Annotated in this window: 15 protein-coding genes and 1 other RNA gene; 7 read left to right on the plus strand and 9 right to left on the minus strand. The window is 63.6% G+C overall.

Translation table 11 applies throughout. The annotated features are described in order from the left end of the window. Positions 1-127 precede the first annotated feature (127 nt). The 9 genes from BMG03_RS14360 to BMG03_RS14400 form a co-directional block, all read right to left on the minus strand. Entirely contained in the window at positions 128-1,252 is a 1,125-nt protein-coding gene (locus tag BMG03_RS14360; RefSeq protein WP_075775679.1) for a c-type cytochrome, read from the minus strand. After that, positions 1,233-2,543 carry a sulfite dehydrogenase gene (soxC, locus tag BMG03_RS14365; RefSeq protein WP_075775680.1) on the minus strand — a complete coding sequence of 437 codons (1,311 nt, stop codon included), beginning with the start codon at positions 2,541-2,543 and terminating at the stop codon, positions 1,233-1,235. Before soxC ends, BMG03_RS14360 begins: the two co-directional genes overlap by 20 nt. A 59-nt stretch (positions 2,544-2,602) precedes the next feature. Then, complete coding sequence (soxB, locus tag BMG03_RS14370) at positions 2,603-4,294, minus strand: thiosulfohydrolase SoxB (RefSeq protein WP_075775681.1); 1,692 nt, start codon at positions 4,292-4,294, stop codon at positions 2,603-2,605. A gap of 155 nt (positions 4,295-4,449) precedes the next feature. After that, positions 4,450-5,310, minus strand: a complete 861-nt coding sequence (soxA, locus tag BMG03_RS14375) for a sulfur oxidation c-type cytochrome SoxA (protein WP_075775682.1) — start codon at positions 5,308-5,310, stop codon at positions 4,450-4,452. A gap of 114 nt (positions 5,311-5,424) precedes the next feature. Continuing rightward, the gene (gene soxZ, locus BMG03_RS14380; protein ID WP_075775683.1) at positions 5,425-5,751 is read right to left on the minus strand and encodes a thiosulfate oxidation carrier complex protein SoxZ; all 327 of its coding nucleotides are present in this window, start codon (positions 5,749-5,751) and stop codon (positions 5,425-5,427) included. A 28-nt stretch (positions 5,752-5,779) separates the two neighbouring features. Continuing rightward, the gene (gene soxY / locus BMG03_RS14385; protein ID WP_075775684.1) at positions 5,780-6,202 is read right to left on the minus strand and encodes a thiosulfate oxidation carrier protein SoxY; all 423 of its coding nucleotides are present in this window, start codon (positions 6,200-6,202) and stop codon (positions 5,780-5,782) included. A 37-nt stretch (positions 6,203-6,239) separates the two neighbouring features. Continuing rightward, the gene (soxX, locus tag BMG03_RS14390; protein ID WP_075775685.1) at positions 6,240-6,716 is read right to left on the minus strand and encodes a sulfur oxidation c-type cytochrome SoxX; all 477 of its coding nucleotides are present in this window, start codon (positions 6,714-6,716) and stop codon (positions 6,240-6,242) included. A gap of 234 nt (positions 6,717-6,950) precedes the next feature. Beyond that, positions 6,951-7,505 (minus strand): thioredoxin family protein, encoded by a 555-nt coding sequence (locus tag BMG03_RS14395; protein ID WP_075775686.1) that lies wholly within the window; start codon positions 7,503-7,505, stop codon positions 6,951-6,953. A 25-nt stretch (positions 7,506-7,530) separates the two neighbouring features. Further along, a complete protein-coding gene (locus BMG03_RS14400) occupies positions 7,531-8,268 on the minus strand; it encodes a cytochrome c biogenesis CcdA family protein (protein WP_233243118.1) in 738 nt (245 codons plus the stop codon). Positions 8,269-8,379: 111 nt separating this feature from the next. On the opposite strand from BMG03_RS14400, the gene BMG03_RS21050 reads away from it, so the two are divergent. The 7 genes from BMG03_RS21050 (at position 8,380) to BMG03_RS14435 (ending at position 13,534) form a co-directional block, all read left to right on the plus strand. Beyond that, positions 8,380-8,865, plus strand: a complete 486-nt coding sequence (locus BMG03_RS21050) for a thioredoxin domain-containing protein (RefSeq protein ID WP_233243116.1) — start codon at positions 8,380-8,382, stop codon at positions 8,863-8,865. 212 nt (positions 8,866-9,077) lie between these two features. Beyond that, a complete protein-coding gene (locus BMG03_RS14410; protein ID WP_075775687.1) occupies positions 9,078-9,386 on the plus strand; it encodes an ArsR/SmtB family transcription factor in 309 nt (102 codons plus the stop codon). 42 nt (positions 9,387-9,428) lie between these two features. Continuing rightward, positions 9,429-10,475: a YeeE/YedE family protein gene (locus BMG03_RS14415; RefSeq protein ID WP_075775688.1), complete on the plus strand. Its 1,047-nt coding sequence runs from the start codon at positions 9,429-9,431 to the stop codon at positions 10,473-10,475. 152 nt (positions 10,476-10,627) lie between these two features. Then, positions 10,628-10,724, plus strand: an RNA gene (gene ffs / locus BMG03_RS14420) — signal recognition particle sRNA small type. Between the two features lie 105 nt (positions 10,725-10,829). Beyond that, a complete protein-coding gene (locus tag BMG03_RS14425) occupies positions 10,830-11,063 on the plus strand; it encodes a hypothetical protein (protein ID WP_077701278.1) in 234 nt (77 codons plus the stop codon). Beyond that, a complete protein-coding gene (locus BMG03_RS14430; protein ID WP_077701279.1) occupies positions 11,060-11,740 on the plus strand; it encodes an MBL fold metallo-hydrolase in 681 nt (226 codons plus the stop codon). Before BMG03_RS14425 ends, BMG03_RS14430 begins: the two co-directional genes overlap by 4 nt. Before the next feature lie 63 nt (positions 11,741-11,803). After that, on the plus strand, positions 11,804-13,534 hold the full coding sequence (locus BMG03_RS14435; protein WP_075775690.1) for a DNA polymerase III subunit gamma/tau: 1,731 nt from the start codon (positions 11,804-11,806) through the stop codon (positions 13,532-13,534). Positions 13,535-13,597 lie beyond the last annotated feature (63 nt).

The raw sequence follows: 13,597 nt of genomic DNA on the forward strand, positions 1-13,597 counted from the left end.
GCAGTCCTCGCGGTGGCGCAGAAACGAAAAGACGCCCGCGGGGAGCGCGGGCGTCGAAACACGATCAGGCGGAAGGGCCCTGTCGGTTTAAGTGAGCGGGAGCCGAGGCCCCCGCCCGGGGAGGGTCTTAGCCACCTTGGCTTTCGATATAGGCGAGCACCGCCTTGACGTCTTCGGGGTCCTTCAGGCCGGCGAAGGACATCCGGTTCTTCGGAATGTAGCCCTTCGGGTCGGCGAGATATTCCTCGACCGTCTGTTCGGTCCAGATCAGACCGTCTTCACCGTGCTGCTTCATCGCGCTCGAGTATTTGAACCCATCAGCCGTCCCGGCCTGACGACCGATCAGGTTGTTGAGCACCGGGCCGACGCGGTTCTTCGCATCTTCGCCGACTTGGTGGCAGGCCTTGCACTTCTTGAAGACCTTCTCGCCAGCCTCGACCAGCGCCGGATCGGCAGAGAGCGTCTCCTTCGGCTCGGAGGTGGTTTTCTCCACCTGCGCCGCCGCCGGAGCGTCCTGCGCCATCGCCTCGGCCGCGTCGCTCTGGGTAGCGTCGCCTGCGACGACGACGTCGGCCGGAGCGCTATCGTCCGCAGCCGCCGTATCTTCGCCGCCGCCTTGGTTGGGCGTCACGTCGAGCACGGTGGCTTTCTTGGTGATGTGCACGTCGGTCTTACAGTCGCTCATGCAAGCGGCTTCCGAAAACTTCGGCACTTCGACCTCGTCGCGGTTATCCACGATGAACCCGTCCGCGTTCGGCATCTCCACGTCGAGGAAGTTATCCTTCGTGAGGACGAAATCGTCTTCCACGAGGTAGTTCGAGTAGAGAATGTAGGCGACGATGGCATAGGTCTCGTCGACGGTCAGCGTTTGCGCGTTGCCGAACGGCATCGAGCGGTGCGCATAGTCCCAGACGGTGGACAGGTAGGGCCAGTAGGAACCGACGGTTTTCACCGGGTCCTTGTTGGCCAGCGTCCCTTCGCCCCCGGCCAGTTTCGGCCAGTTGTCGACGCCCTCGGCGAAGTCGCCATGGCAGACCGCGCAGTTGTCGGCGAAGATCTTTTCACCGTCGGCGACCGAACCCGAGCCTTCGGGAAGGTTCTTGCCATCGGGGAAGACCTCGACGGTCCAGGCGTTGATTTCCTCGGGCAGCGCTTCGCGTCCCAGACCGAATTTCTCGGCCAGGGCGGGCGTCGCGACGAGCGGAGCGGCCAGAAGCGTGGCCAGCAGCAGATTACGACGACACTTCGACATTCTCGGACTCCCCGTTTTCCTTGACCCACCAGGTCTGGATACCGTTGTTGTGATAGACCGAATTCTCCCCGCGGATCGCGCGCAGCGCGTCCTTGGTCGGCTGAACGTAGCCGGTGGAATCGGTAGCGCGGGACTGCAGGAGCATTTCCGAACCGTCCCAGTCGATCTCGAGATAGAAGCGCGAGACCGCCTTGTCGGCGCCCGGCTCGGCCAGACGGGCCTCTTGCCAGTTCGCGCCGCCGTCGAGCGAAACGTCGACCTTGGTGATGTGACCGCGACCCGACCAGGCCATGCCGGTGATGACCAGCGGGCCCTTGCCGTGCTTGATCGGCATCTGCGGGCTGGGCGAGGTGACGACCGATTTGGCGTCCATGACCCAGGTCCACTTGCGCGACGTGCCGTCGGCGAGCGTGTCGGTGTATTTCGAGGTTTCTTCGCGCGACTGCACGGCCTCGTCGGTGACTTCGAGACGACGCAGCCACTTCACCCACATGTTGCCTTCGAAACCCGGTACCACGAGGCGCACCGGATAACCGTGCTCCTTGCGCAGCGCCTCGCCATTCGCCTTGATGGCTACGAGACAGTCGTCGAGCGCTTTCTCCAGCGGGATCGAGCGGCCGTTCGAGGACGCGTCGGCGCCTTCGGCATAGACCCACTTGTCCTTGATCTGGTCGCCGAGATTGGTGATCCCCGCTTCTTCGAGCAGCGTCCGCAGCGGGATGCCCGAATATTGCATGTTGTGGATCATGCCCTGGGTGAACTGCGCGCCGTTGAGCTGGGCACCGGCCCATTCCATGCCCGAGTTCGCGGCGCATTCGAGGAAGTAGGTGCGGTTCACACGCGGGAAACGCTCCAGATCCTCGTAGGTGAAGACCAGCGGCTTGTCGACGAGGCCGTTGATCATCAGACGGTAGTCTTCCTTCTTCAGTTCGATCGCGCCCGAATGGTGACGCTCGAAGGCGCAGCCGGTGGGAGTGATCGTGCCGTCGAGGGCGTGGATCGGCGTAAAGTTGATCGACGAGATCACGTCCGCGGTCAGCCAGCCGACATTGCGGCGGATGACGTCATCTTCGAATTCGATCGGCAGGCCGTAGGGGGTGGCATCGACGCCGTCGCCCCAGCCCGAAGCCCAAGGCTGAACTTCGGTGATCAACGGATCGGGTTGCTGTTCTGCGCGCGCGGCACCAGCCCCTGCGGCCATCGCACCGACCGCAGCCCCTGCGCGGAGGAATCCGCGGCGGCTGAGGGCGGCATTGGTGGCCGGGTTGCCCTGGCGTTCCTTGTCGTCCATGTGTTTTCCTCCAGTCTCTAACCCCCTGCGGGGCGTAATCATCGACGGGCGGGACCGGCTCAGATGCCGGTCACGACCACCGAGTCATTCGGTTTCAAGTCAACGGTTTTGATCTTGCGCAGGTGATCGGCGATCACGTCCCAGATCTGCGGCCCTTCGGTACCTTCGTTGACCGAGGCCCAGCCCGTCACGACATAGTTGCGTGCCGGGTCGATATCGGAGCCGTCCTTCAGCAGCGTCATGTTGGAAATCCGCTCGCCGATCGGCTTCGAAACGTCGATGTGGTAACCCATGCCACCCACTCGAACCATGTCCCCACCCTGCTGGTAGTAGGGGTCGGAGTTGAAGATGTTGTCGGCCACGTCCTCGAGGATGGTCTTGATCATCTCGCCCGACATTTCGGAGCGATAGTTCTCGCCATAGGTCATCGAAGTGGCGTTGAGCACGTCTTCCATGGTGATTTTCTGACCGGGGATCAGCGACGGTCCCCAGCGCACGCCCGGGCTCATCGCGATCTCGGCGTCACGCTCTTCGAGCATCGCCTCGCAGATCAGGTCGTCCCAGGTGCCGTTGAAGTTGCCGCGGCGATAGAGCAGCGAGTTGGTCTCGCCCACGACTTCCTCGAGTTCGGCCTTGTAGGGCTCGCGATGGCCCATGATGACGTCGGTCATCTCCTTGTCGGGCTCGATCACGTCGGAGAAGATCGGGATCAGCTTGTGGCGGAAGCCCATCATCTTGCCGTCGCGCACGTCGAGATCGACGCGGGAGACGAATTTGCCGTTCGAACCCGAGGCGATCAGGATCGTCTCGCCTACGAGGATCGGCTCCGGAACGGCGTCGTGGGTGTGACCGGTGAGGATCACGTCGATGCCCTTCACGCGGCTCGCCATCTTGTGGTCCACGTCGAAGCCGTTATGCGACAGGCAGACGACCAGATCGACGCCCTTCGCACGAACCTCGTCGACCATCGCCTGCATACGCTCTTCGCGGATGCCGAAGGAGTAGTCGGGGAACATCCAGCCGGGGTTCGCGATCGGCATGTAGGGGAAGGCCTGACCGATGACCGCGATCTGCGTGCCGTTGCGCTCGAAGATCTTGTAGGGTTCGTAAGCGGGCTCGTCCCATTCGGCGTCGAAGATATTCGCACCGAGGAAGGGGAAGGGAAGGCCGTCGACGATCTCGTTCACCCGGTCCTGGCCATAGGTCCATTCCCAGTGCGAGGTCATCGCCTCGACGCCGAGCTTGTTCATGATGTCGACCATGTTCTGGCCCTTGGTCTTCAGCGCGACCATCGAACCGTGCCAGGTGTCGCCGCCATCGAGGATCAGCGCGTCGGGGCGTTCGGCCTTGATCGCCTTCACGACGGTCGCCACGCGGTCCATGCCACCCATCTTGCCGTAGCTCTTGGCGAGATCGGTGAAGTTCTCGTAGGTCAGCGCGTAGGCATCGGGCGTGTTCGGCTCGATGTTGAACATCTTGAGGAAATCCGCGCCGGTGACGTGCGGCGGACGTCCCTTCGCCCCACCCACGCCGAGGTTGATTTCCGGCTCGCGGAAATAGATCGGCATCGCTTGCGCGTGGATGTCGGTGATGTGGATCAGCGTGACATTGCCCAGCGGCTCGAACTGCAGGAGCTGGTCTTGGGTAATCGACTGCTGCGCCATGGCGCGCGACCAGCGCGACAGGCCCGAAGCACCGAGGATGGTCGAGGCGGCCAAGCTCGCCTGAAGAAATTCCCGCCGGGATATCATGCGATGTGTCTCCTTCTTCTCACCGGGCCAGTGCGCCCGGCGGTCGTTTCATTCGGGTAAATAGACAAACGAATTCAGACAGATATGAAATTTTGAATATGTTGAAACGAAACGCGCGGGACAGGGAGGCCCTGCCCCGCGCATCAATTCACAGGTCAGGGACGGACGCCGCCACCCTCGATGTCGAGACCCAGGCCGCGCGAAGCGACGTAGAGTTCGAGATTACGGAACTCGTCCGAACCGGGGCTGTAGGTTTCCGCGCGCGTGTCGCGGATGCAGCCCTTGAAGCGGTTGTGGATCGACACGACGCCCGCGTTCTTCAGACGGTAGGTCGGGAAGCCCTGGATCTGGCCCTGGCTAAGATGGTCAGCGCGGATGTAGTTGCCGTAGTTCTCTTCGTGGCACGACGCGCAGGACAGCTCGAGCTGGCCATAGCGGGTGTAGTACATCTCCTTGCCTTTCTCCCAGAAAGGCTTGGCCTCGCCGTCGATCTTGACCGCAACCGGCATGCCACGCGACTCGACCGCGATCGCGGTGGTCATGTTGTGCATCGGAGCGCTGTCCCAACCCCAGGCTTCGGCGCCCATGCGGTTGGTGCGGCAATCGTTGATGTAATCCTCGACCGACCACAGCTTGCCGGCTTCGTTCACCTTAGGCATCGAGGCGCGCACGCCCTTCATGCCTTCGCTGATGTCGCCGTGGCAATCCGCGCAGGATTTGCCCTCGGAGCCGTCGGCGGTCGACCAGGCTTCCTGGCCCTGCTCGGCAAAGATCATGATCGGGTTGTCGAAGTCGTCCTGTTCCATCGCGCGGGTCTCGTCCGTGCGGAAGAGCCAGCCGGAATAGACCTCGTCGAGATGCCCTTTGAGGTGATCGGCGGCGGGCGCCTTCACCGTGATCGGGGTGTCGCCGTTGATGACGAGCTCGTCATCCGCCATTTCGGCGTGCAGCGCCGCGGTGCTGAGCGCGAAGGCTGCAGTGGCGGCAAGGATGGTGCGGCTGGTGCGCAACGTCATATTCTGTGTCCTCCCTGGGTGTGCCCCGCGCCCATCGATCTCCCCAAACAGGCGCGGTTCTCTGTTCTTGGTGAGGCGGCGCGCTCCCTCACGCGCCGCTGGCCGTTCGGCCGATCAGCTCACTTCGATCTTCTGGCTGTCTTCGTAGGTCGAACCGTCATCATCGTACCAGGTGAACTTGAACTCACCCGATTCCGGGACTTTCGCCTCGAATTCGATGTAGGGGTTCGTCGAGATCGCCGGCTCGAGGGTGACGTCGATGACGTTCTCGCCGTTGAAGTCGCAGGTGAAGCGATTGATGATCTCGCGCGGGATGACGTTGCCGTCCTTGTCCTTGCGCTGACCCGATTCCATCGGGTGCGAGATCAGGGTCTTGATGGTGATCGTGTCACCGGCCGAAGCTTTTTTCGGCACTTTTACGCGGGGTCTCACGCCTTTCATGGTCTTGTCTCCTCAGATACCGAAAAAATTAGCCGCCGCAGCCGCCGATGGTGACCTTCACGGTCGATTTCGCCTGGACGTAGCTGCCGTCGGCCATCTTGGCGACAGCGATGACGTCCTGGGTCTTCGAGAGGCGAATCCGGGTCGAGGCCATCTGCGAGCCGGCCAGCGGACCGAACTTGAAGGTCACGACGTCGGGCGTCGGGTTGCCGGGCGCGAAGACCGCGATCTCGGTTGCGCCGGGCGCATCGACGGAGATCGGAACGGTATTCCCGTTCTCGGCGATTTCCGGCGCGGTCAGGGTGACGCCGTCACCCATTGCGGCATCTGCGCCGCCGGTGAACTTGGCGATGGCGTCAGCACCGGCATCGGCCAGCGCGGGCAGCGGCAGCATGGAAGCGGCAACGCCGCCCATCGCCAGCGCCAGCGCGTCACGTCTGGTCATGGTCATGTTGTATCTTCTCCTCTCGGGTTTGTCGTTCAGAGGGTCACTCGTCCTTGAGGGTCATCAAGAAAGCGACCACATCCTCAACCTGTTGTGCATTCAAGATCGGCGGCAGATCGGCAGGCGCAGCCTTGCCGGTGTACCCGTCGCCGGGGCGAATGAAGGGACCGGTTTTGTACATCGCCGGCATTACCGTGCCTTCGAAGGTGTGCTTGGCGTCGACGACGATGCCGCGCAGCTGCGACTCGTCCCAACGGTCGCCCGCGCCGTTCAGCTCCGGGCCGACATTACCTTGGAACGACGCGTCGAGCGCCGAGACCTTATGGCAGGCCACGCAGTTGCCCAGCGACTTGGTCGCCGCGACTTCTGCGCCCTTTGCGGGATCGCCCGGCTGACCGGTCAGCGACTCGGTCACCGCGCCCACATCGGTGAATTTGACATCCATCGGCGCGGTTTCTGCGATCGCGGCGCTGGCTGCGAAGGTGGCGGCCATTGCGGCCCACGCAACGTGGCGTTTCATAGAAGTCCTCCCAAATTCTCTCCCTGACTCACTTTTAAGCGAGCGCATCACAGCGGCGCAATGGATAAATTCAAAAATCCGCATATTTTCCAATATGTTCTCCGGAACATATCGGCGTATACCGCAGCATACCCAAGATTTCTTAAGCGAAATCAGAAACATTCGCGGGCGCAGCACGAATGCTGCGCCCGCGAGCACGAGATCACGACTCTGTCAGATTCGCGAAACTCGCGATCACTTCGCCATAACTTTGTCGGCAACGTACTTCTGAAAATTCACGCCACTCTCGTAGCCGTGAGTCTTTACCCACTCGAGCAAAGCCATCGTCGTACCCTTGCCGAAAGCGCCCGGCATCTGTGCAACGGCCTGCTTGTTGGCGGGCTGATCGGAGGCCTCTTCGGGGAAGAACATCATGGTCGGCGTGAACATCACGCCCCACTTCATCGCCATCTCTTTTTCGGGCAGAGCCTCGCCGTCGAAATCGGTCACTTCGACATCGCCGAACAGGTTCATCTGCACGACATAGTAGTTGTCGGTGATGTATTGCGCGATTTCGGGATCGGAGAAGACCTCCTCGTGCATCTTCTTGCAGTAGAGGCAGCCGCGCTGCTCCCAGATGACCATGAAGCGCTTGCCCTCGTCATTGGCCGTCGCGAGATCGTCCGACATGTCCTTGAACGTGTCGTGGAACCACGGCTCCTTGTGCAACCCGTCATCGCCCATCTCGGCGGCGTGACCCGGCAGGGCCAGCATCGCCGCGGTGAAAGCGGCAGTCAGAAAATGACGCATAATCGTCCTCCCTTGAAACAGATCCTCAGCCAAGACTCCCGCTCGGCATGACGTCGATCAGAAACTCACCAATGTAGCGCAGCCCCCCGGTCACGATGAGAACCGCGAACAGGATCAGCATAACCCCCATCGCCTTCTCGACATAGCCGAGCTTGGCGCGGTGCTTTGCCATGAGCGCGAGGAAGGGCCGCGTGAAGAAGGCCGCGATGATGAAGGGCAAGGTCATCCCGATCCCGTAGGCAAAAAGCAGCAGCCCGCCCTTCGATATATCCCCCATCCCCGACGCCACCATAAGGATGGCGGCGAGCGCTGGGCCCACACAGGGCGTCCAGCCGAAGCCGAAGGCGAGCCCCATCACGTAAGCGCCAAGGAAGGTCGTCGGATCGGTCTTCGCCTCCATCCGGGCCTCGCGATAGAGGAATGGGATCCGGATCACGCCGAGGAAATGCAGACCGAAGACGAGAAGGATCGCGGCTGCCACCCAGCTCAGCGGTCCCATCCATTCGCGGAACGCGGCCCCGAGCGCAGTGGCTCCCATCCCCATCAGCACGAAGATCGTGGTCACGCCCAACGCGAAAGCGACCGAAGAGGCGACCATCCGCGCCTGCGCACCGGGGGCGATCTTGCCGTCACCGCGCAGCTCCGACATCGACAGCCCGGCCATGTAGGACAGGTAGAACGGCACCATCGGCAAGATGCACGGCGTCAGAAAAGACAGCAGGCCGGCAAAAAACGCCCCGCCATAGGTAATATCGATCGGCACTGTTTCCTCCCTCGTGACGCGCCCTAGCCTATATGGCCTCGGTCTCCCAACCGTCCTTGAAGGGGCCCGTCAAACACATTACGATCTTTATATGTAAAAAGGGGTCCGTCAATGTTCCGCATTGTTTGGCATACGATTTCCATGGCTGCGGCGCTGGCGATTTCGCTGAGCGCGACGGGCCACGCCTCATGGGCCGACGCCGCGGGGGCCGACGCCACGTCGCAATCCGCCGAGACGACGACCGATGTCGGCTCCGCGACCGAAGAAGCCAAGGCCGAGAGCGAGTTTCGCCTCCTGATGGTCGAGCAGGTCGGCTGCGTCTATTGCCGCATGTGGAACAACGACCTCGCGCCGATCTACCCCAAGACCCCCGAGGGCAAGACCGCGCCCCTGCAGCGGGTCGATCTGCACAAGCCCTTCCCTGACGACATCACGATCACCGGGGGCAAACCGCTCTTCACACCGACCTTCATCCTGCTGCAGGACGGGGTCGAAGTCGCCCGCATCGAAGGCTATGCGAGCGAGGACTTCTTCTGGGGGCTGCTGGATCAGGCCCTGAAAAAGAATGGCGCGGACTATCAGCCCCCCTCAAACTGAGGTTTGATGTGCGTGCTTTTGGCCCGCCCCGTGCGGGTTTTTGTTCTCTCGGGCTTTGTTCCGGCGAATCGTCATGCTAAAGCCTGAAACATTCGATTAATACGGTCGCGCTGCGCGCGGCTCCAAGGAAGGACGATGCGGTGCGGCATCTGGTGCCTGACGGTCATGCCGAAAAGCTTGCCTCTGCCACGGCCGAGTCGAGATGTGCCCGCATGGATGCAGAAGAGCTACTCGATCGCGCACAAGACGCCTCCAACCTCATGAAGGCGCTCGCCCATGAGGGACGGCTGATGATCTTGTGCCATCTCAGTTCGGGCGAGAAATCGGTGACCGAGCTGGAAAACCTGCTGGAATCGCGCCAGGCCGCGGTCAGCCAGCAATTGGCGCGGCTGCGTCTCGAGGGACTCGTCAGCGCGCGCCGCGAAGGCAAGGCGATCTACTACACGCTCTCGGACCCGCGCGCGCGCCGCCTTGTCGAAACGATTTACGATATGTTCTGCGCCACCGACGGAACGCGGTGAGCCATGAGACCGGACGCTGAGTGATCCGGGGGGAGAAGGGCAATGGAACAGATTCCGATGGGCGCCATGGCGGCCCTGGTCGGGGCGCTCGGCGGTATGATTCTCGGCCTCGCCGCGCGCCTGGGCGATTTCTGCACCCTCGGCGCACTGGAAAGCGCCGCCTATGGCGATGACCAGAGGCGTCTGCGCCTTTGGGGCGTGGTGCTGGGTGTCGCGATCTCCGGCGCCTTCCTAGCCGAGGCTCTGGGTTATGCCGACATCACCCACAGCTTCTATCAAACGATCAAGTGGTCGCCCTTGGCCTCGATCGTGGGCGGGCTGGTCTTCGGCTACGGCATGGCGCTCGCCGGAAATTGCGGCTTCGGGGCGCTGGTGCGTTTCGGCGGCGGCGACCTGCGCGCGATGGTGATCGTCGTCGTGATGGGGATTTTCGCCTTCGTGACGCTGTCCGGCCCCCTCGCGCATCTGCGCCTGCTGATCTTCGACCAGCAGGCCGCCACCTCCCCTCAAGGCATCGCGCATTGGCTCTCGGCGCGGACCGGGCTGCCGCCGCTGACCTTCGCCCTGCCCGTCGCCGCAGGCTTCCTCGCATGGGCGCTGAGCTATCAGCCGCTGCGCGCAGACAAACGCCGGCTCGCCTGGGGCGTGGCTGCGGGACTTGCCGTGGTCTGGTGCTTCGTCGGCACCTCCTACCTCTTCAGAGAGAGCATGGGCGCGACCGGCGTCGAGGCCCCCTCCTTCACCGCCCCGCTTGGGCGCACGATCCTGTATTTCATGACCTCCACCGCGGGAGGGCTCACCTTCTCCGTCGGGCTCGTCGCGGGCGTTCTCGGCGGGGCCTTCCTCGGCTCGGCCATTCGCGGCCTCTTCAAATGGGAAGCCTGCGAAGATCCGCGCGAACTGGGCCGTCAGGTCAGCGGCGCCGCCCTGATGGGCATCGGCGGCACGATCGCCGTCGGCTGCTCCATCGGCCAGGGGGTAAGCGCGATGGCCGTGCTCGCCTTCTCCGCGCCCGTCACGCTGGCCTCCATCGTGATCGGCGGGTTGATCGGCCTGCGCCAGTTGATCCACGGCTTCCAGCCCGAATAGGCCGGAGCCGCACGTCCCCTCCCCTTTTCGGCTTGGCCGAAATATCCCGGGGGTGAGGCGCGGACGCGTCGAGGGGGCAGCGCCCCCTCTCCCCGCGAAGTCTTGCCGCACAACGCTTGCGAATCTGATCCGAGTTTCCTATATCGCCCCTCGAGAGGTTGGCGCGGGCGAGCGCCTCGCCAACCCGGTCAGGTCCGGAAGGAAGCAGCCGCAACGAGCCCCGCTTGGGTCGCTGTCCAGCCTCTCACCCCCCTCCTCCTCCACGAAACGCACCAAACTTGTCGGCGCGTCACCATGCCCGATTGTGGGCTGATGTCGCCGCGTTAAGCTTCCCGTCAAAGGGGAGGTTTCACCATGTTTCGTTTTGCTCTGGCCGCTCTGGCCATTCTGCCTGTGCCGCTCTTTGCCGGGACGCTTACCGCCGTCGAAGTCGCACCGAACACCTATGCGATCGAGGGCCCCTTCGGGCAGCGCGATGCCGAGAACCTCGGCAATAACGCGACCTTCGGGCTGATCGTCACGGATGAGGGCGCGGTGCTGGTGGATGCGGGCGGCACCTACAAGGGGCGGCGGCGCTCGACGAGGTGATCGGCACGCTGACCGATCAGCCGGTGAAATTCGTGATCGACACCGGTGGGCAGGATCACCGCTGGCTCGGCAATGGTTACTGGAAAGAGCATGGCGCCGAGATCATCACCTCGGCGGATGCGCTCGCCGACCAGAAGGCCCGCGCCTCGCTGGAACTGACGATGCTCGACGCGCTGGTCGGCAAGGACGCGCTCGCCGGCACGGAGCCGGTCTACGCGGACACCACCTTCGACGAACGCTACACGCTCACCCTCGGCGGGCGCGAGATCGAGATTACCCATCCCGGCCCGGCCCACACTCCTGGCGACAGCTTCGTCTGGCTGCCTGCGGAAAAAGTGATGTTCACCGGCGATATCGTCTTCGTGGGCCGCATCCTCGGCGTGCTCGACATGTCGTCCTCGAAAGGCTGGGTCGAAGCCTTCGAGGCGATGGCCGCCTATGAGCCCACCCATGTCGTTCCCGGCCACGGCCCCGCCACCGATCTCGCGACGGCGACTCGCGACACCTATGATTACCTGACCAATCTGCGCAGCCGGATGGCCGATTATATCGATGACGGCGGCGACATCATCGGCTCGGTCGACGTGGACCAGTCGCAATTCGAATATCTCGCGGACTTCGACACGCTCGCCAAACGCAACGCGCAGGCGGTATTCAGCCAGATGGAGTGGGAATGAGCCGGGTGGACGTCGACGCCCGGGGCGCCTAGTCTGGCGGCTGCTTATGATACCGGAGCTTCGATGACCGACACCCAATATCAGGTTCTCGCCCGCAAGTACCGCCCCGAGACCTTTGCCGATCTGATCGGACAGGCACCGATGGTGCGCACGCTCAAGAACGCCTTTGCGGCCGACCGGATCGCGCAGGCCTTCATCATGACCGGGATTCGCGGCACCGGGAAAACCACCACGGCGCGGATCATCGCCAAAGGGCTGAACTGCATCGGCCCCGACGGCAACGGCACCCCCACGACCGATCCCTGCGGCGTGTGCGAACATTGCCGCGCGATCATGGAAGGCCGCCATGTCGACGTGATGGAGATGGACGCCGCCTCGCGCACCGGTGTGGGCGACATCCGCGAGATCATCGAGAGCGTGCATTACCGGGCGGCCTCGGCGCGCTACAAAGTCTATATCATCGATGAGGTTCACATGCTGTCGACGAGCGCGTTCAACGCGCTCCTGAAGACGCTCGAGGAACCGCCCGCCCATGTGAAGTTCATCTTTGCCACCACCGAGATCCGCAAGGTGCCCGTCACCGTGCTCTCGCGCTGCCAGCGCTTCGACCTGCGCCGGATCGAGCCCGAGGAGATGATCGCGCTGCTGCGCCGGATCGCCGATGCGGAAGGTGCCGAGATCGCCGATGACGCGCTCGCGCTGATCACCCGCGCCGCCGAAGGCTCCGCGCGGGATGCGACCTCGCTGCTCGATCAGGCGATCGCGCATGGCGCAGGCGAGACTACGGCGGAACAGGTCCGCGCGATGCTGGGTCTGGCCGACCGGGCCCGCGTCCTCGATCTCTTCGACATGATCCTGCACGGTCAGGCCGCCGAGGCGCTGACCGAGCTTGCCGCGCAATATGCCGACGGCGCCGATCCGATGGCGATCATGCGCGATCTGGCCGAGATCACCCATTGGGTCTCCGTCATCAAGGTCACGCCCGAAGCCGCCGAAGACCCGACCGTTCCGCCCGAGGAACGCAATCGCGGTCAGGAGATGGCGGCCGCGCTTCCGATGCGTGTGCTGTCGCGGCTCTGGCAGATGCTGCTCAAGGCGCTCGAAGAAGTCGCAGGCGCGCCCAATGCGATGATGGCGACCGAAATGGCCGTGATCCGCATGACCCATGTGGCTGACCTGCCCGACCCGGAAACGCTGATCAAGAAGATCCAGCAAGGCAACACCCAGACCCAAGCGGCAGGCCGGGGCCCCGCGCCTTCGACCGGGCCGGTGCATGGCGCGACGCTGCGCGCCCGGCGTGCCGGTGGCGGCGCTGTTGCCGCCGCCGCCCCTGCCCAACAACACGATCCGATGGCCGACGCGCTTGCCCGTTTCGCCAGTTTCGACGACGTGGTCGACCTGATCGCCCGGATGCGCGACATGACCCTGCTGCTGGAGGTCGAGAGCAACCTGCGCCTCGTGAATTACCGCCCCGGCCGGATCGAGTTCGAACCGACCCCACAGGCCTCGCGCGACCTCGCCGCGACGCTTTCGGCAAGGCTGCAGGGCTGGACCGGCGCGCGCTGGGGCGTCTCGGTCGTCTCCGAAGGCGGCGCGCCGACCATAGCCGAGGTGAAGGCGGAAGAGCTCGCGAAGGCCGAGGCCGAGGCGATGAAGAACCCGCTGGTCGCAGAGATATTCGCACGCTTCCCCGGCGCGAAGATCGAAATCCTGCCCGAGGAAGACACCACCGCGATCGAGGCCGAGGCCCTGGCCGAGGTCGAAGACGAATGGGATCCCTTCGAGGAAGGCTGAGCCGCGCCGGGGGCGGTCCCGCGCGATCGCACGCGCGGTCCCTGCCGCGCCGTTTTCCCAGCT

This window comes from Thioclava nitratireducens (genome assembly GCF_001940525.2).
GTDB lineage: Bacteria > Pseudomonadota > Alphaproteobacteria > Rhodobacterales > Rhodobacteraceae > Thioclava > Thioclava nitratireducens.